Source organism: Phocaeicola sartorii JCM 17136 = DSM 21941, assembly GCF_054653615.1.
In genome coordinates, this window is sequence record NZ_BAAIFW010000005.1 from 3,257,035 (window position 1) to 3,274,942 (window position 17,908).

General features: G+C 45.4%; 11 protein-coding genes, 1 tRNA gene and 1 pseudogene. 3 read left to right on the top strand and 10 right to left on the bottom strand.

The genetic code is table 11. From position 1 onward, the window contains the following. Window positions 1–25 precede the first annotated feature (25 nt). The 3 genes from hisG to ACYQ0C_RS13915 form a co-directional block, all read right to left on the bottom strand. A complete protein-coding gene (gene hisG / locus ACYQ0C_RS13905) occupies window positions 26–877 on the bottom strand; it encodes an ATP phosphoribosyltransferase (RefSeq protein ID WP_005846273.1) in 852 nt (283 codons plus the stop codon). A 229-nt stretch (window positions 878–1,106) separates the two neighbouring features. Further along, entirely contained in the window at window positions 1,107–1,598 is a 492-nt protein-coding gene (locus tag ACYQ0C_RS13910; protein WP_016276001.1) for a PaaI family thioesterase, read from the bottom strand. A gap of 10 nt (window positions 1,599–1,608) precedes the next feature. Beyond that, window positions 1,609–1,908, bottom strand: a complete 300-nt coding sequence (locus ACYQ0C_RS13915) for a Dabb family protein (protein ID WP_016276000.1) — start codon at window positions 1,906–1,908, stop codon at window positions 1,609–1,611. 105 nt (window positions 1,909–2,013) lie between these two features. On the opposite strand from ACYQ0C_RS13915, the gene udk reads away from it, so the two are divergent. Both udk and ACYQ0C_RS13925 read left to right on the top strand, forming a co-directional pair. Continuing rightward, window positions 2,014–2,625 carry a uridine kinase gene (udk, locus tag ACYQ0C_RS13920; protein WP_016275999.1) on the top strand — a complete coding sequence of 204 codons (612 nt, stop codon included), beginning with the start codon at window positions 2,014–2,016 and terminating at the stop codon, window positions 2,623–2,625. Continuing rightward, window positions 2,622–4,001 carry an MltF family protein gene (locus ACYQ0C_RS13925; protein WP_016275998.1) on the top strand — a complete coding sequence of 460 codons (1,380 nt, stop codon included), beginning with the start codon at window positions 2,622–2,624 and terminating at the stop codon, window positions 3,999–4,001. Before udk ends, ACYQ0C_RS13925 begins: the two co-directional genes overlap by 4 nt. Window positions 4,002–4,016: 15 nt before the next feature. Here the strand turns inward: ACYQ0C_RS13925 and ACYQ0C_RS13930 are convergent. The 6 genes and pseudogenes from ACYQ0C_RS13930 to ACYQ0C_RS13955 form a co-directional block, all read right to left on the bottom strand. Beyond that, window positions 4,017–4,181, bottom strand: a pseudogene (locus tag ACYQ0C_RS13930) (YjbH domain-containing protein); the annotation flags it as partial. A gap of 206 nt (window positions 4,182–4,387) precedes the next feature. Further along, window positions 4,388–4,463: transfer RNA gene (locus ACYQ0C_RS13935), tRNA-Lys, on the bottom strand. A 171-nt stretch (window positions 4,464–4,634) separates the two neighbouring features. Beyond that, window positions 4,635–5,714, bottom strand: a complete 1,080-nt coding sequence (locus tag ACYQ0C_RS13940; protein ID WP_016275995.1) for a linear amide C-N hydrolase — start codon at window positions 5,712–5,714, stop codon at window positions 4,635–4,637. Window positions 5,715–5,930: 216 nt separating this feature from the next. Continuing rightward, window positions 5,931–8,162, bottom strand: coding sequence for a DUF5703 domain-containing protein (locus ACYQ0C_RS13945; RefSeq protein ID WP_016275994.1), 2,232 nt, complete (start codon window positions 8,160–8,162; stop codon window positions 5,931–5,933). A 12-nt stretch (window positions 8,163–8,174) separates the two neighbouring features. After that, the gene (locus ACYQ0C_RS13950) at window positions 8,175–9,599 is read right to left on the bottom strand and encodes a sialate O-acetylesterase (RefSeq protein WP_025017384.1); all 1,425 of its coding nucleotides are present in this window, start codon (window positions 9,597–9,599) and stop codon (window positions 8,175–8,177) included. Between the two features lie 17 nt (window positions 9,600–9,616). Then, window positions 9,617–12,847, bottom strand: coding sequence for a glycosyl hydrolase (locus ACYQ0C_RS13955; protein ID WP_016275992.1), 3,231 nt, complete (start codon window positions 12,845–12,847; stop codon window positions 9,617–9,619). Window positions 12,848–13,195: 348 nt separating this feature from the next. Between ACYQ0C_RS13955 and ACYQ0C_RS13960 the strand changes: the two genes are divergently transcribed. Then, a complete protein-coding gene (locus ACYQ0C_RS13960; RefSeq protein ID WP_016275991.1) occupies window positions 13,196–14,953 on the top strand; it encodes an AAA family ATPase in 1,758 nt (585 codons plus the stop codon). A gap of 99 nt (window positions 14,954–15,052) precedes the next feature. Here the strand turns inward: ACYQ0C_RS13960 and ACYQ0C_RS13965 are convergent, their stop codons facing one another. After that, entirely contained in the window at window positions 15,053–17,893 is a 2,841-nt protein-coding gene (locus ACYQ0C_RS13965; RefSeq protein WP_016275990.1) for a glycoside hydrolase family 2 protein, read from the bottom strand. Window positions 17,894–17,908: the final 15 nt, after the last annotated feature.

A 17,908-nucleotide genomic window follows, 5' to 3' on the forward strand; every position in this document is an offset into this window, starting at 1 on the left:
AAATCTCGTCCGACGTATGAGCCGGCTATAATATCATTTTCTCAATGGGCAATACCAAAATACCTTCCGCGCCCAATGCCTTCAGTTTTCCGATGATCTCCCAAAAACGTTTCTCGTCAAGCACTGTATGTACCGAACTCCATCCTTCTTGTGCCAATGGCATCACCGTAGGACTCTTCATGCCCGGCAGCACTTCGATAATTTCTTTCAGGCGTTCTGTCGGCGCATTCATCAAGACATATTTCTTGTCTTCGGCAGCCTTCACCGCTTCAATACGGAACAAGAGTTCGTTCAGAATCTCCTTCTTCTCCTCAGACATATTCTTATTGCCTATCAGCAACGCCTCACTTTTCATCACCACTTCCACTTCCTTCAAGCTATTGCTTACCAAAGTAGATCCCGAACTGACAATATCAAAAATAGCATCAGCCAGACTGATTCCCGGAGCAATCTCCACCGAACCGGTAATGACATGAATATCCGAATGAATACCATTCCGATCCATAAAATCTTTCAGAATGCCGGGATAAGAAGTAGCAATCTTGCGTCCTTCAAACCAAGACAAGCCTGGATAATCCACATCTTTAGGTATAGCCAATGACAAACGGCACTTGCTGAATCCCAAGCGTTTAATCACCTCGGCATCCTCTTTTCTCTCTACAAACTCATTCTCGCCTACGATCCCCAAATCAGCCACTCCACCGGCTACAGACTGAGGAATGTCATCATCGCGAAGAAAAAGGACCTCGATAGGGAAATTGGATGACTGGACTAAAAGGATTCTTTTAGAAGTGGAGATTTTAATATCCGCCTCTTGTAATAATGCCATTGTCTCTTCAAACAAACGGCCTTTTGACTGTACTGCAATTCTAAGCATGATTCTATCTGTTTCTAATTATTAATCGGCAATAAAAAAGGGCTTACCGTTTTCGGCAAGCCCTATATCATTATACTACAATATCACCTTAGCCCACCGAGTTATTCGTTAGGAAAATGATGATGATGTGTAGCTGTTCTAACCATAGTCTTTTCTTTTTATTTGCGACAAAAGTAAAGTTTATATTTGATATCAGCAAATAATTATCGCAAAAACTTTATTTTTTCTTTCAAATTAAAGGAATTATCTCTTCCGGTTCTACCTCGCAGCTCAAGAAATGCATTTCTTCCTTCGCCTTCTCCTGCGGAAAAGTGAAATAAGTGCACAGCGCCTTGGTGCAAAGTTCCTCCTTATTATTATAAATAGCCGCTTCTATAAATACGATATTGCGCTTACTCTCCTTTATGGAAGCCTTCAGTACAATATGCGAATCGTTAGTATTCACAGGCTTCATATAGCGGGTTTCCATTTTGGAGGTAACCCCGGTAGTCTGTAGTTTACGCAAAACGACCCATGCACAAATCTCATCCAGCAGCACCGCCTGAATCCCTCCATGCAACGTATCAATCCACCCCTGAAACTGTGGCTGAGGTTTCCATATACTGATTACCTCATCCCCGTCTTCATAAAATTCCATCTTCACCCCGGCTTCATTGTTGGGAGCACAGCCGAAGCAATTATATCCTTCCATCCCTTTCCAGGGATTGATTATCTTTTTCATAGGCTATCTTTTAAAATTCATAATCCACACAGGCCCGATCTGCCTTGACTTCCTTTAAAAGGCCGGCAGCCGCTACATGATCCGGATGAACGGCATAGGCACTGACATCTGCCAGTGTATCGAATTCACTATCCAGACAAATATCCCATTTTTCAGCAGGATTGGCATTCAGTCCCACAAATATATGACGGATAAAACCTATCTTGGCCGGCAAAGCTTCAATAGCCGCTTTAAAATCATTCATCACTTTCCATTTTTCTTCCTGTGAAAGAGTTTCTTTCAATTTAAACAAAACAATGTGCTTAACCATACTTGATATTTTAATTAATTATCCTACTTTTGTAATTGACACAAGGCTAAGGTATTTAGCCTGATGCAAAAGTAACAGTTTTGTTTTAAAATACAGTCTATTATTATGATAATTATTGGCATAGCCGGCGGAACCGGTTCAGGAAAAACCACTGTAGTTAGAAAAATCATAGAGAGCCTGCCCCCAGGTTCCGTTGCAGTCATTCCACAAGACTCCTATTATAATGATCAGTCATCCATTCCCTTGGAAGTACGTAAACAAACCAATTTCGACCATCCCGACGCTTTTGACTGGCAGCTCTTTGAAGAACAGATTGCCGATCTGCGCAAAGGACATCCCATTGAGCAACCCACCTATTCTTATATAGTATGCACACGCTTGTCCGAGACCATTCATGTAGAGCCCAAGGAAGTCATCATTGTGGAAGGTATCATGAGCCTCTATGACAAAGAGTTACGAGATCTGATGGACTTGAAGATTTTTGTGGATGCCGAACCGGACGAGCGTTTGCTGCGTGTGATTACCCGCGACATGGTGGAACGCGGCCACCCCTTGGAAATGCTGATAGACAAATACCGGAACATTCTGAAACCGATGCATGACGAATTCATAGAGCCTACCAAGCAATATGCTGACATTATCATTCCCAATGGAGGCAACAACCAAAAGGCCATTGAAATCCTTAAACTATATATTGAAAAGATTTTAGGAAAATGAAAAATGTCTGGCTATTAGTCCTTGCCTGTATATGCATGATAGCGTGCCGCAACCGGCAACAATCTGCCGAAGTGACAAATTATGATTTGCCACAGATAAAAGACAGCGGAGAATTAGTAGTCCTGACCTTGAACAGTTCCACTTCTTATTTCGATTATCGGGGCGAACCTATGGGATTCCAGTATGAGCTGGCCGATCAGTTCGCCCGTTCACTGGGCGTAAAACTGAAAGTAAAAGTAGCACAGAATGCCCGTGATCTGGTTCATAAGCTATTGCAAGGAGAAGGAGACCTGATAGCCTATAACCTGCCTGTTACCAAAGAGTTTAAAGACAGTGTAGAGTTTTGCGGAGAAGATATCATCACCCATCAGGTATTGGTACAACGTAATACTCAAAAAAAGAAGAAAGCACTGAACAATGTGACAGAATTAATCGGGAAAGAAGTCTATGTAAAACCGGGAAAGTATCTGGAACGTCTCATCAATCTGGATAAAGAACTGGGTGGCGGTATATTGATACACGAAGTCGATAATGACAGCATCACCACCGAAGATTTAATCATGCAGGTTTCCAATGGTGAGATAGATTATGCCATCTGCGACAACGACCTGGCCAAATTAAACAAGACTTATTACCCCAATCTGAATATCAACCTGGCAGTCAGTTTTGACCAACGTGCCTCATGGGCCGTACGTAAGACCTCACCGCTACTAGGTGAAGCGGCTACTAAATGGCATCAGGAAAATATGACTTCTCCCGCCTATCAGGCCAGCAGCAAGCGTTATTTTGAAATAAGCAAACGGACACCTCACGGTTCCATCTTGTCCGTCAAGGACGGAAAGATTTCACACTTCGATGCTCTGTTCAAGAAATATGCGAAAGAAATAGACTGGGACTGGCGTATTTTAGCCTCCCTGGCCTATACGGAATCAAACTTTGATACGACAGCCGTATCATGGGCCGGCGCGAAAGGATTAATGCAGCTCATGCCCCGGACGGCACGCGCTATGGGAGTTCCTCCCGGTAAAGAACGGGATCCGGAAGAGAGTATAAAGGCCGCCGTGAAATATATCGCTGCCACGTCCCGTTCTTTCAATGCGATAAAAGATGAAAACGAACGGATGAAATTTGTCTTGGCGGCTTATAACGCCGGAATAGGACACATACTGGATGCCATGGCGCTGGCTGAAAAATATGGCAAGAATAAATATGTATGGGACAACAGCGTAGATGACTATATCCTGCTTAAAAGTAATGAAGAATATTTCAATGATCCGGTTTGTAAGAACGGATATTTCCGAGGGGTAGAGACTTACAATTTCGTTAAGGAAGTTATGAGCAGAGGAGAAGTGTATAAAAAGAAAATCAAAAACTGACAGCCACTCCTTTTATTATTTCAGGTGGATTTTAAAAACCAGTCCGCCGGAGAAGTAACGGCAGCGGTTGAACTCTATCACGGCATTGATATAATCTTTCCCAAAGCTGTATTCAGCACCTACATTCATTGTACGGGCGTCATATTCAGCCATAAGGTTCAGTTTATTAACGGCTTTCATCAAAGGCTGACTGCTGGAAAAGTGGTGATTGGATTCCGTGCTTAATTTCGGTGCTTAAAGTATCGGGTGAATTAGTATCACCTTTGATAGCATCGAAGTCATTAATTAGGGGTGTTGAATAGAAGTTCTGAGCCATAACTTACAGGTAATTAATGCTTTTAGGCACAAAAAAAGAGGAACAAAGTATTAACTTCATTCCTCTTACCTGGTGATCCGCTTGGGGCTCGAACCCAAGACCCCAACATTAAAAGTGTTGTGCTCTACCTGCTGAGCTAGCGAATCAATCCTTTGCTATTGCCATTCTTCCGAATTGCGAGTGCAAAGGTATGGTTTATTTTTGTATCTGCAAACATTTCTAGGATTTTTTTCTAAAAAAAGTGCATTTTATCCATTTTCCATTCACATCGTTCGAAATGTCCATGTATTTCTGCCAACTGCTTCCAAGCCCTCACACTATTTCACAACAATCTCTTCTATAGGCTGTTTCAACTCCTTATCCAATGGATACGATTGATACTTCACTTTATCAAAATCAATCTTCTTCATATTAATACAACGAATATTGTTATTATATGCCGTTTTATAATACACTTTCCTGTTTGTCAAATCAATAGCCGAAGTCCATTGTGTGGCACTGGGAATATCAGGCACTTTTCCTGACGCATGTTCTATACCGATAGGGATATCAAAATTATTCAGAATATGAAAGCTTTGTAATATAGCGTCGTACGCTGTAGGACACGCCGGAGCCGTTGCCTTATAAAACGCAACACGAACAAAACGGGAAGGAGGAGTCACATCTCCCGGAATGCCATGAAATCCGGCACCTGCGCCAAAAGGCGAAATAATCACCCCACTCCATTGTTGTGGAGTGACAGCTCCCGGATACAGATTTACATAATTATTCAAGTTAGTCACCTGCCATGGGAAATCGGGAGAATTGGTGAGTACTCCTACCCTGTTTTCATAAAAATGAGGAATACCATCTACAAATTCCAACACCACTTGATTTCCTTTAGCATCACCAATACGCCAATGTACCGTAGAACTTTTACCGGGTTTATCAAGAGAAACCACCTTCACCCCTTCTATAGCTGCTCTCACTTCGTCTACAGTAGCAAACTGGGAAAGCATCCAATTTACCACCTGCAAGTCCGACAAAGTAGTTGCATTTTGAGCCTCATCATACTCTTCATACTTCCCATAATGAGGAAAATAAAACAATCCGGCCGAAAGGCCTACTTCATTCAATCCTTCAGCCACAAACTCCTTCTGGATGATAGCCAGTCCCACTATGCCGTATTTACTCCGGAACCTCAAACCATTCACACCTGTCGGAGTATAAGACACCAATTCTTGTCCTCTGGGAACAACAACATACTCACTCGGAAGGTAACTATCCCCCCACTCTATGGTACGTGCCTGCACATATCCACCATCTTCGGCCAAGAATGAAATACCAGTACATGCCGATCCGCTTGCAATGCCTGTCAGCAACAAGGCCAAAGCTATTAAAATCTTTTTCATAACCATTTTGAATCTATTTATGATATTAAGAACAAAACATCAGACATTTTGGTTCTTGTTTTACACGACAAAGGCAATCTAAGCCGTCAAACAATGTCCGGCACTGATTGCCATACAAATAGACAAGAATGGAAAAATGAAAAGAATGACAGGTTCCGAATTTGGTTATATATAAAGAAAAAGGAGATGAATCTAAAAGAAACCCACCTCCTTAACCCTAAATCATTTATTCAGTAAACAATTTACTACATCTCTCTCCCGTTCTTCAGGGTGTACAGTTAAACCAACCACTGTCCCCCCTTTTAAAACAGCCTCTACAGTGGTTTGTCCTGTAGCATGCAATTTGAAATGCACATCCCAATCTTTGGGCCAAGCAGGAAATAATAAGATTTTTCCATCAGCTTCCTGCAACAGCATTTCCTGCATACCTATCATACCGCTACCCCCCCAGTTATGGTCGGGAGTCCAGTCGTAACCCGGTCCCCAAAAGGCGGGAAAACGATGAGGACCGTTCGCCATTTTCTGTAAGGTAAGTTGTGCAGCCTCCTCGGTCATACCCAGACAGGCAGCCCAGATATTATCTTGTTTCCATCCGGTATGTGAACGGAATTTCTGTGCATCGGGATCATATAGATAGGTGTTACGGGCTATTTCCAGCCCTTCCTTGCCCACTCCATACATACGCCAGGGAAATACAGCATAAAGCTGGGGAGTTTCTATATTGTTTACCCGTTCCCAAGCCTGTGCCGGAGCAATCATTTCCTTACCATCTACTACGCGTAAAGGAATCTCAGGAATACGTGCCAGCATGTCCGGTTTACGTCCGTAGGTTTGTAAAACAGAGCGCAGCGCAGCAATGGTTGAGGATGGATTATAAGCCATCTTATAAGTTTCACAAGCCGATCCCGGATAGATCACCAGTTTGCCGTTGCCATCTAAATCCTTGCGGCCGCGTTGAGCTGCCAGTTGACGATAATGCTCATCAAAAAAATTAAGTGAACTTTCTATCAAAGGGATATAACGGCTGATATCCGCCTCATTATAACGTGCCGTCTCCAGTATCATCTGACAAAATTCAAGAACCGTATCCCATTCGTATTCCAGCCATGCATTATATTCCAATCCCTTGTCATAGCTTTCAGGACGTTTGAATCCATACTCGGCAGGATTGGGCAGACCGAAGTTCTCCATCTGTTCGGTGAAACAGGCACCGGCATGTCCCCAATAGGTACGGGTACGTGCTTCGGCTGTCGGCAACAAACGCTGATAGAACTCGAATTGCGGTTTCATCAGATCAAAGTCACCGCTTTTCAGCATGGGCCAATAAACCAGACGCTGATTCTGTGCAGTCATGGTTCCTCCTCCCCATTTGCGGAAATCAGGGGTAAATTCCATTTTCTGATCTACATACATAGGATCAAAAGTAAACAGTCCCCCGTTAAACTTGGTAGGCCACTGACTATAGGCATTACATCCCAACATATAGCGGAACAGTGTATAGTTACGGATAGCATCTCCCGCTTCACCTTCCCCCTCAATAAAACTACGTTTCCAAAAATCATTCCACCAACGGCGAGTAGCCTGTTTGTCTTTGGATACATTTATTTCCTTCTCAGTGCGGGCCAAGGATGCTTCCCATGCAGGAACCGTACTTTGTTCCGTATTCAAGACAATCCGTGCAGACTGCTTATAAGTAGGTTTCTTACTTTTGTACATCCATGCCAGATACTCAGTACCTGCATAATGTCCGCGGCGTGTACCGTTATAAACCAGATTGTCACCTGATAAACGGCCCCCAAAAATCAAATTCTTCAGAGGATTATACAGTTGTTCTTTCACCTCATTCATTCCCTGCTGGTCCACTACCACATCAAAAATAGTACGTTCAGGATTGCGATGGAAAAAAGTAAAGGCACCATCGCCCACACGTACAGAATCGCGCGTAGTCATGAGTCCGGCAGGCACAGCCCACTTGTAAGAACATTGCTGGCCTTCCCCCTTCCGCACCGGACGATCTTCGTAACGCCAGCTTTCAAAATTTACACGCATGGAAGTTAACTCTTTCGTTTCAACCTCGACATGTACCACGGGATGAAATACATCTGCCCAGATAATAAGGGTGGCATTATCACTACTTATACTTATATAGCCATCATTCAGATGCAAGGTCTGCCGGAAGGAAGAAACTCCGGCAAAAGGATTCGGAGTAAGACGGACACGGAACCGCCCCTGTTTCAACAGGCAGTTGTTTTCATCAAACGAACCACTGCGGCTGAGGTAGAACAACACATCGTCATTCTCCACCCATACATTCATGCCGATATCACCACCCCCGCAGGGCATAGACTCTGAAGCATTCCGGCTTTGAGTATCCCAAACCAAATTGGCAGGCTGTCCCCATAAGGACTGCCCGCCAATAAATACGAATAACAGAAACGTAAAGATATTCTTCATATTTTCTTATTTTTACCAATCATCGGAGCGGAAAGACGAGACCGGTAAATCTTCACCAAACAAGTCTCCTTCCACATAATTTTCAAAGCCATAGCGAACGGCTACCGGATGAGGCACTTTCTCGCTTTTTACAAGCATCTTACTCCTCTCTATCCATGCTTTGGCGGGATGAAAAACGCGGTCTTTACCTGCTACCTGAAAGTTGTGAGATTCAAAACGGTCTTTGCAGTTTATCCACATCGGAGCCCGATTGAAACGGACAATTACCGTGTCATTCTTGACCTCCATTCCTTCATAACAGGGACTTTCGGCTGTTACCCCTTTCATACCGTAGGTTTTTACCAACGCCAACCGTGCCAACCGCTCTCCTGCCACCCGCTTTTTACCCGGATGAATCCCCGTTTTCATTCCGGCATCCAGCAATACAGCCATACCGCTATTTCCAACCCGGTGTTCTACCATAGCTTGTTGTTCGCGAAGATAAGCCGAATTTATCACATTCTTGCCCGGTTCAGTAATAATTCCATAATCATAGGGCGCAATTTGACAATAATAGAAGGGAAACTCGCCTTGCTGCCATTCTTCGCGCCACCCGCGTATCAGTGTACTGAACATATCGGCATAAGTAGAAGCCCGGTTATAGTTATCTTCCCCCTGATACCAGATGACACCACGCATGGCTAATCCGATGAGCGGATGAAGCATACCGTTATAGAGTACAGTCGGAGTACGGTTCTTTGACTTGATATCGGCTTCCGATTGAGGAATCTTTGCTTCGGGAAATGCCTTCAACCAATCCGGATGCATCCAGGCTTCACAGGCAGAACCTCCCCAAGAAGCCACAATCAAACCCACAGGTATATTCAACTGCTGTTGTATCATCCGACCGAAGTAATAAGCAGTAGCACTAAACTCACGCACGGTTGCCGGAACAGCTTCCTGCCAGGTTCCCACCACATCTGTTTTCGGAGTAAACGAGGAAGTGCGCTTTACGGTGAACAAGCGGAGTTGCGGATTACGGCTGTTCATCACATCTGTATTGCTATTCTCCACCGGCTGGTTTTTAAAACCTTTCATGGGCATTTCCATATTACTCTGACCGGAGCATAACCATAATTCCCCCATCAGGATATCACGTATTTCGGTCAGCTTTCCATCATCAAAAGTGATCGTGTAAGGGCCTCCGGCAGAGGGGGTGGATAAAGCAAGTTTCCACGCGCCTTTTGCATCGGCAGTAGTTTTATAGGTTTGTTTATCCCAACTTGTTGTAATCTTTACCGGTGCATTGGGAGTAGCTGTTCCCCATAAATTGGCACGAGTCTGCTGTTGCATCACCATGCCGTCTGAAAAGAAAGCGGGCAATTTCACTTCCGCATTTGCCGACAGGCAAGTCAACCATGCCCAAGCAATGCCCAGTAGTAGTTTCTTATTTTTCATGTTATGTGTAATTACCATTATTCTTTAGTTTTAAAAAACTCGCAAGGCCCCATCCATCCGGCAGGCAATAAATCATCTCCGGGCAGACGGAATTTTGCATTCGTCCATATCCCCTCAAAAGGTGCTTTATCCTGATCTGCCCCACGGAGCGCATTCGCCCAGGTATTCACCACCTCCACTTCCAAAACATTGGTTCCGTTACGAAGCGCATCGGTAATGTCCACTTCATAGGGAGCTGTCCAAGCCGTACCGCATGCAATACTGTTGACACGTACAGTCGCTACATTGGCTACTTTACCCAACCGAAGAATAATTCTTCCGTCCTGTTCATTCTTCCATCTGAATAACCCTCTGTAAGTGGCATGTCCGGAATAATATCTTATTTTTTCATCCTCTTCCTTACTCCAGTCAAATAATACCGGACGAGTGACAGTTTTGCGCACGGAAGGGAATGTTACTGTCCATTCCTTGATCGATATGGATACAGGTTCCCTTTCGGTCCGTTCCGGAGAAACTTCTGAAGATTCTTTGGGGAATACGACAAATACAGAGCCATTGGCGGGTAAAGACAAAGCGACTTCGGTACGGCCGTCCGCTTCTTTCCATTGTGCCGGACGGGTAATGGTTCCTGTTACCGCATTCCATAATTCAGGCGTGCGTCCTACAATCCGGAAAGAAGCATTGAATGTACGCAAACTGTCCACTTGGTTAGCCACAAAATAAATCTCATACTCTTCCCCGCTCCGATGAGTATATGCCACATCAGCAGGAAGAAGTACATCCCGTTCCACACCGAAAGAAGAAAAATCATCTTCCCGATAAGGCAATTGCGGGATAATGACACCTGCCGCGCGGAGTTCCTCTACTTTTGCCTGTGCCTCAGGAGACAACGGCAGGTTATCAGGATTCATAGGACGGGCTGTAGGAAGCACCAATACTTTATAAGAAGCTCCTCCCGGAAGTACCATTCTTCCATTCTCCGCTTTTGCCAAACGTAACAGAGCGTCTTTGTTGAAAGAATCGTAGGCATAGCCACGCATCGGGTTCACCCAGTCTTCGGGATCGGCCATGTTTGCCGAATGGGTAACACCGACAGGACGCACACGGGTGGGTTGACCTTCATTAGCCAGCCGAATCCGTTCGCTTTCCACCCGTTCGGCTCCATAGATACCGGGAAGCATCGAAACTAACCGTTCGGGCAAAATGGAACGTCGCGGCATTTCTTCACCGGTAAAGACGGCGATATCAGCCACCGGATGACCGTATTGCAACAAAGTCTGGCAACGGGTGATGTAATCTACAAAAGATTTTCCTTCCTCCCACCAGGTCTGGTCGCGCTGGAAGAAGAGTCCGATGCCGTCCAAGGTCATACCGGGACGGCGGTTCATCCAGGGATTATGGGTATAGACATGAAAGAAGAGTTTATTGATACCCAGTGCATAGTTACGGTCCAGCAAAGGTTTCAGCATGGCAGGGTCTTCATCCCATACGCCACGAATTTCAGTAAAGCCTTCGGCCTGGATAATATTCTTTCCATAAATATGCGCGCCACTGATGGCATCCAGCATATCATTGGGTTTATCATGAGTAGGACTGTTCAGCCAAAATTCCCCCATAGGCAGATCCACTTTCTGATAATGCATCAATCCGTCACTGACCATAGTAGGAGCTACGCACTCGGCAGAAAAACGACAATCATATTGACGGGCACAGTCAGCCAATACGGTGTAGAACACATCAGTCACCAGTTCTCCGATGGTGGTACGGACATCCCGCAATATCTGTTCACTGCGGGCGGCACTTTCCATCGGAATACCTGCCAGCAAAGGAAGATAAGGCATCAAATCATATCCGCGGCGTTTCTTAAATTCCGCCGCGAAGTTATCACTCCAGTTCTGACTGCCACACTCCCAACTGTCTACGTGCATATATTTCAATACACGGCGTGCCACGGCTTCATCCGTCTTTTTGAACATTTCCGCAAACCAGTTCGAGAACTGTTTCTGAACAGCCTTGGTGCTGAACTTGTCGCATTCCAATCCTTTACCACCTCCGGCAGTAGCATTCACATGTCCGGTTGCCGTATGTCCCATGCGGAGAATACGCCATTTACCTTCGGGTAAACGGGCGGTCAGCCTACCCTGATACAAAGGGAGATTGATCAATTCATCCGGTTGCACACAAGCCGCATCGGGTATTTCCGTTGAAGTAGTAGCAGTAGCCACACGCCATACCAGTCCTGCTTTTCCCTCCCACTGATGAATACGTGGAGCCGTATGAAGGACTATATCATTGATTTTCAAATTCGGTTTCCATTTGGCTGCATCCAGATCCTCACTACCCGGTTCGCTTCCCACGGGAGTCCACTCAAAACGGAAGTAACGGGCGGTAACAGGAGGGATGGCATGAGTAGACTGGAAATCCGTATTCTGCCATCCCTGCCGGGCAGGGACCAGTTGCTTCACTGTTTTGAACGTCCGTCCGTCCTCACTGGCCAATACTTTCAGGCGATGTGCCTGGTAGTTATTTCCTCCCAAAATAATTTCCACATTGCTGCAAGTCACAGGTGCTGCATATTCATACTGAATCCAACAAGGATAAGAGGAACGGAAGACTCCTTTCTCATCCCTGTTCACAGCCTTGGATTCATCTTTGATAACGGCCTGTTTCAAATTGCCGAAAGTTACCTTCGGCTTCAATGAAGTATCCTCAGGCTGACGCTCCAATGGAATGGCGTAGGTAACGATATCTTCATAATAGCCATCCAGTGCTTCGGGCATGGGCAAAGTGAGATTCCGGATATTTCCACCGTTCACAATGGTGTCACTCCATACCACTTTTTGCATGGATTCTTCGGGAGTAATCCAAGGTCCTCCCGCCAAGGCAAAGCCGTCACAGATGTGCATTCCCAGTTGCATTCCCAGCCTGTCGGCCTCTTTCATACTATGAGTGACCATACGCCACCATTCGGGGGTAAGCTGCTGGGCTTTTCCTTCGTATTGAGGTCCCTGCTCCACTCCCTTGATGGGCATCAGATAGGCTCCACCCAAACCTACACGGTGCATAGCTTCCAGATCGGCGGTAATACCTTCGGGAGTTACAGCGCCAAACATCCAGTACCAGAATGTCCAGGGACGGGCTTCCTGTACGGGAGTTTTTGTAAATTGTTGTTGCAGGGCGGTTTGCGCCGTAACAAATTGTAATCCGGCTGCAAACAGCACAGAAACAAACAGATGTTTTATCTTCATAAGCGATGAATCTTTTCGTAAAGAAACGAATTATTTAGGAAATTGTACTCATAAAGAGAGTATAAAAACGCCTCGGTTCTTGTTTAAGTTCAATTTCACAAGCTTAGTCTGTTCCATGAACAAGCTTAGTCTGTTCCACGAACAAGCTTAGTCTGTTCCACGAACAAGGCAAGCTTGTGCAATGTGGCAGGACAGCCTCTCCCCAAAAATAACTTAACTTGCTTTGCCAACGAAGCATCAGGTTGCCTTGCGGAACAAAAAAGAAGAAATGTTTGTTTGGGGAAGTAATGGAAAGAGTGTATCTTTGCCTGCACGTCATTCAAACGTGAACCCCTAAAAACTTGAATTATGGAATATATAGTACCAGACAGGAAGCGACTCCCCTACGGCATGATGAACTTCAAGGACATCCGTCTCGACAATTATTATTATGTGGACAAGACTTCTTATATCCCTTTGATAGAACAAGCAGACCGGTTCTTCTTCTTTATCCGTCCCCGCCGTTTCGGCAAAAGCTTGACTCTGAGCATGCTGCAACATTATTATGATGTGCGTACCCGCGACATTTTCGATGACCTGTATGGTGACCTCTACATAGGAAAGCATCCCACACAGGACCGCAACAGCTATCTGGTACTCTATCTCAACTTCTCCGGCATAGAGGGCGGACTGCATAATTACCGTCAGGGACTGGATGCACATTGCCAAATCTGCTTCGATTACTTCTGCGATGTTTATGCTGATCTTCTGCCACAAGGTATCAAGGAAATATTGGACACAAAAGACGGAGCGGTCAACCAGTTCGATTACCTTTATCATGAATGTGAGCGCGCCCACCAAAAGATTTATCTCTTTATTGACGAATACGACCATTTCACCAATGCCATCCTCTCCGATGCCGAAAGCCTGCACCGGTACACGGAAGAGACACACAAGGAAGGCTATCTGCGTGCATTTTTCAACAAAGTGAAAGCCGGAACTTATTCCAGCATCAAGCGGTGCTTCATCACCGGAGTCAGCCCCGTGACCATGGACGACCTGACCAGCGGATTCAACATCGGTACTAACTACTCGCTTTCACCGGAATTCAATGAAATGATGGGATTCACAGAAAGTGAAGTGCGCGAAATGCTGGCCTATTATTCCACCAACAGCCCCTTCCGCCACACCATTGACGAACTGATAGAAATCATGAAACCGTGGTATGATAACTATTGCTTTGCGCAAGAATGCTACGGAGAAACCACCATGTATAATTCCAACATGGTACTCTACTTCGTAAAGAACTATATATTGTATGGCAAAGTACCCCGCAATATGATAGAAAGCAATATCCGCATTGATTACGAAAAGCTGCGTATGCTTATCCGCAAGGACAAGGAGTTTGCCCATGATGCCTCTATCATACAGACCCTGGTAAGCCAGGGATACATTACGGGAGAATTAAAGGATGGATTCCCGGCAGTCAGCATTGCCCAACCGGATAACTTCGTGAGCCTGCTCTATTATTTCGGCATGCTCACTATCAGCGGTGTGCATAAAGGCAAAACCAAACTCACCATCCCCAACCAGGTGGTACAAGAACAACTGTACACCTATCTGCTGAATACCTATAACGAAGCCGATCTCAGCTTTAGCAGTTACGAAAAAGACGAACTGGCGTCAAAGTTGGCTTACGATGGGAAATGGAAATCCTATTTCGACTATATTGCCGACTGCCTGCATCGGTATGCCTCGCAGCGTGACAAACAAAAAGGCGAGTTTTTCGTACATGGTTTCACCTTGGCCATGACGGCGCAGAACCGATTCTACCGCCCCATCTCGGAAGCGGATACACAGGAGGGATATGCCGACATCTTCCTATGTCCGATGCTGGAAATCTATCCAGATATGGAACACAGTTACATCATAGAATTGAAATACGCCAAATATAAAGATCCCGACAGCCGCATAGAAGAGCTTCGCCTGGAAGCTATTGCACAGGCTGACCGCTATGCCGATACTGAAAAGGTAAAGAGTGCCGTGGGCAGCACGCAACTGCACAAAGTAGTGGTGGTATATAAAGGAATGGAAATGAGGGTGTGCGAAGAAATCGGACTGAACTAAATAATTCGCTAATATATCAATGTGCTAATATGCCAATTGGCTGCGCAATATTCCGCATGGTAATTGGCAAATCAGCACATTGATTCATTCTTATATCTGTTATTCAAATTTCAGTGTGATGCCACCTCCATATTCTCCGTCTGCCCAAAACGCTTGCGATGACGGGCCTATCAGATCAGTAGTATTCACCTTATTACGTACCGGAGGAATTACTTTCATCAGACTGATGCCGGTAGCCGGGAAAGTATAAAGCAATCCGTCACGACCGTCGCGAGGCTGGTAAACCCCTACATAATTCTGAGGAGTACGGTTACAGATACTTATCGTTCCTTCCTGTGTTTTCAAAGTCATCCATTGCACATTAGCAAAGTACCCTTTAAATTCGGGATAAGTAAAGCTTTCAGCAGGAATGGGATCATTATACTCATTTTCCCATACGCCCAACTGCGGGCCATGCAAACGGTTCTGCCATACACGGTAAGGACCGTCACCTACCCAACGCTTGCTCAATACTTTGTCTTCCGGATAATCAAACATGACTCCCATCAAATCCACCACACCGCTGAAGTTGTATGTAAAGTCTATAGCAGCGGTACCGTCAGGAGCGATCGTCCATACAGCCTGATCAAAACATCCCAGTTTGTAAGTAGCGGTAACCACTATGTTATTGCCTTCTTCACGCACGGCAAAGCCTGTAAAACGACCGGCATCATCAAATGTAGTGTATTGGGTTTTCTTCTTTTCAGCCTCTTTGTCATCATGGTTATAGAACTGGTCCATAGAACGGTCCGAACGCTTGGCGGCAATGAAACGGGGGCCATTCGTCAGGCTGATGGTACGACTTCCCATCTTCACCCCTTTCAGTTGTCCGTCTTTCTGAGAGAAAGTAAATGTACGTCCTCCGGCATCCACCGTCAATGCATCGGCAGTTTCTTTATAAGAAGGTTTATTGCCGGCAGAAGCCTGCTGCAATCCGGCAACATCGTCCAGTTTATAACTCCACGTAAAGAGGTCATTCCCCTGCTTATCCGTTACTGTCAGCATCAAAGCATTGGCTCCCTTGACAGCCGCAGGAATGGTCAGTGTACCCGCACCATGAGCAGGAATATCGGGACAGTTCACTTCACCCTGTTTCATCACTTTCATTCCCCCCTTATCGGTTACAGAAGGCAATTGTACATATTTATAAGTGAAACGGCATGTATTCGCATTCAGGAAATCGTAACGGTTCTCTATTTTCAGTTTGCCGTCAAACTGGCTGTCAAGGCTATCGGTCATGATTTGAATAGGACACCACACCTGCTTGATGGTAAAGTAACTGCCCTCTTTTTCGTGGTGCGGACCTACAATACCATCGGCTCCATAATTGCCGCAGTTGTCAATGAATCCATTCATATCCACACGCTTCACGCCCTCATCGGCCAGTACCCAAAGGAAACCTCCGGCACAACGGGGATGTTTGCGCATCATTTCCCAATAATCATACAGTCCGGCTCCGTGTCCTCCGTCGTACAATCCATGCAGGAACTCGGTCGGCATAAATATTTCGGGCAGACGCATATAGTTCTGGCTTTCTCCGTAAGAACGATAGTGCATGGTTTCATAGCCACTGAAGTTGCCTTGCGGATGAAGCACCGGGCGCTTCTGAGGGTCGTATTTGTGAAATTCACCATCCAGTTCGGTATTCCAACCTTTTTCGTTGCCGTTGCTCCACCAGATGATACATGGATGGTTCACATCACGGGTAATCATTTCTTTTACCAGCTTCTGCCCGTTGATGGTTTCGTGCTTGCCATGCCAGCCGCTTAACTCATCCATTACATAAAGCCCCAGCGAGTCACAAGCTTCAAAAAATTCGGGATCGGCAGGATAATGACTCAGGCGGACGGCATTCATGTTCATGCTCTTGATCAGCAATACATCTTCAATGTTCTTTGCCTTGCTCAGTGTACGTCCGCTTTCAGGACGGAAACTATGACGGTTCACCCCTTTAATCATCACACGCCGACCGTTGATATACAATCCGTCACTTTCACGTGTTTCAATGGTACGGAAACCAAACTTCTGATTTTCAACATGTAGTGTTTTTCCTGCTTTATCAAGCAGTGTAAAGGTAGCCTGATACATGGCCGGAGTTTCAGCCGTCCATAATTCCGGAGATTTCACAGCGATATTCACCGAAGCACGGTCGCTGCCCGTACGGACATCCGAGGTATTTTCGGCCACTTTCTTTCCTTTGGCATCTGTTAAGACGGTATGCACTTTAGCACCTTCTACAGCCATATTCAAGAAACAATCTGCATAGAATTTCCCATCCGCCTTCGCGTCTATGGCCAGACGGTCTATATTTTGAGCCGGTTTCGCCACGATAAATACCGGACGGAAAATACCTCCGAAGTTCCAATAGTCACCACGGCGCTCGGCCAAATTAACCCCTGCATTCGCACTTTCCTTGCTCACGGTTACTTCGAGCACATTCTTTTTATCCGGACCAAAGAATACCCGGTCACTCACATTATAAATGAAGCGATAAAAAGCGCCCTGATGCATGGAGCCGGCTTTACGACCGTTTATCTTTACCTGCGTATCAGTCATAGAGGCTTCAAATACCAATTCTATCTGTTTACCATTCCATTCGGCAGGCAACTCGAACTCGTATTTATACAAGCCTTGTTCATCGGCTGCTCCTTCGGGAAAAGCCTTACCATAGAATTTCATACCATATTGATAAGTACCGAATCCTTGCAGTTCCCAGCAAGAAGGTACTCCGATCTTCGTCCATTTTCCAGAGTTATTGCCACCGGTACACATGAAATCCCATTGCACCATATCATCACAACCACGTCCTGACAGGTATTGGCGTTCTGTCTTTACGGATGGCTGCGCCCACAAACCTGCCGATAAAGCAAGGAGTGATAAAAAAGCTGTTGTTCTTTTCATTTTTATAGTTGATTT

Bases quoted from the DNA above. Each gene is read 5' to 3' on its own strand.
- hisG (WP_005846273.1), bottom strand. From the start codon at position 877: ATGCTTAGAATTGCAGTACAGTCAAAAGGCCGTTTGTTTGAAGAGACA.
- ACYQ0C_RS13910 (WP_016276001.1), bottom strand. From the start codon at position 1,598: ATGAAAAAGATAATCAATCCCTGGAAAGGGATGGAAGGATATAATTGC.
- ACYQ0C_RS13915 (WP_016276000.1), bottom strand. From the start codon at position 1,908: ATGGTTAAGCACATTGTTTTGTTTAAATTGAAAGAAACTCTTTCACAG.
- udk (WP_016275999.1), top strand. From the start codon at position 2,014: ATGATAATTATTGGCATAGCCGGCGGAACCGGTTCAGGAAAAACCACT.
- ACYQ0C_RS13925 (WP_016275998.1), top strand. From the start codon at position 2,622: ATGAAAAATGTCTGGCTATTAGTCCTTGCCTGTATATGCATGATAGCG.
- ACYQ0C_RS13940 (WP_016275995.1), bottom strand. From the start codon at position 5,714: ATGGTTATGAAAAAGATTTTAATAGCTTTGGCCTTGTTGCTGACAGGC.
- ACYQ0C_RS13945 (WP_016275994.1), bottom strand. From the start codon at position 8,162: ATGAAGAATATCTTTACGTTTCTGTTATTCGTATTTATTGGCGGGCAG.
- ACYQ0C_RS13950 (WP_025017384.1), bottom strand. From the start codon at position 9,599: ATGAAAAATAAGAAACTACTACTGGGCATTGCTTGGGCATGGTTGACT.
- ACYQ0C_RS13955 (WP_016275992.1), bottom strand. From the start codon at position 12,847: ATGAAGATAAAACATCTGTTTGTTTCTGTGCTGTTTGCAGCCGGATTA.
- ACYQ0C_RS13960 (WP_016275991.1), top strand. From the start codon at position 13,196: ATGGAATATATAGTACCAGACAGGAAGCGACTCCCCTACGGCATGATG.
- ACYQ0C_RS13965 (WP_016275990.1), bottom strand. From the start codon at position 17,893: ATGAAAAGAACAACAGCTTTTTTATCACTCCTTGCTTTATCGGCAGGT.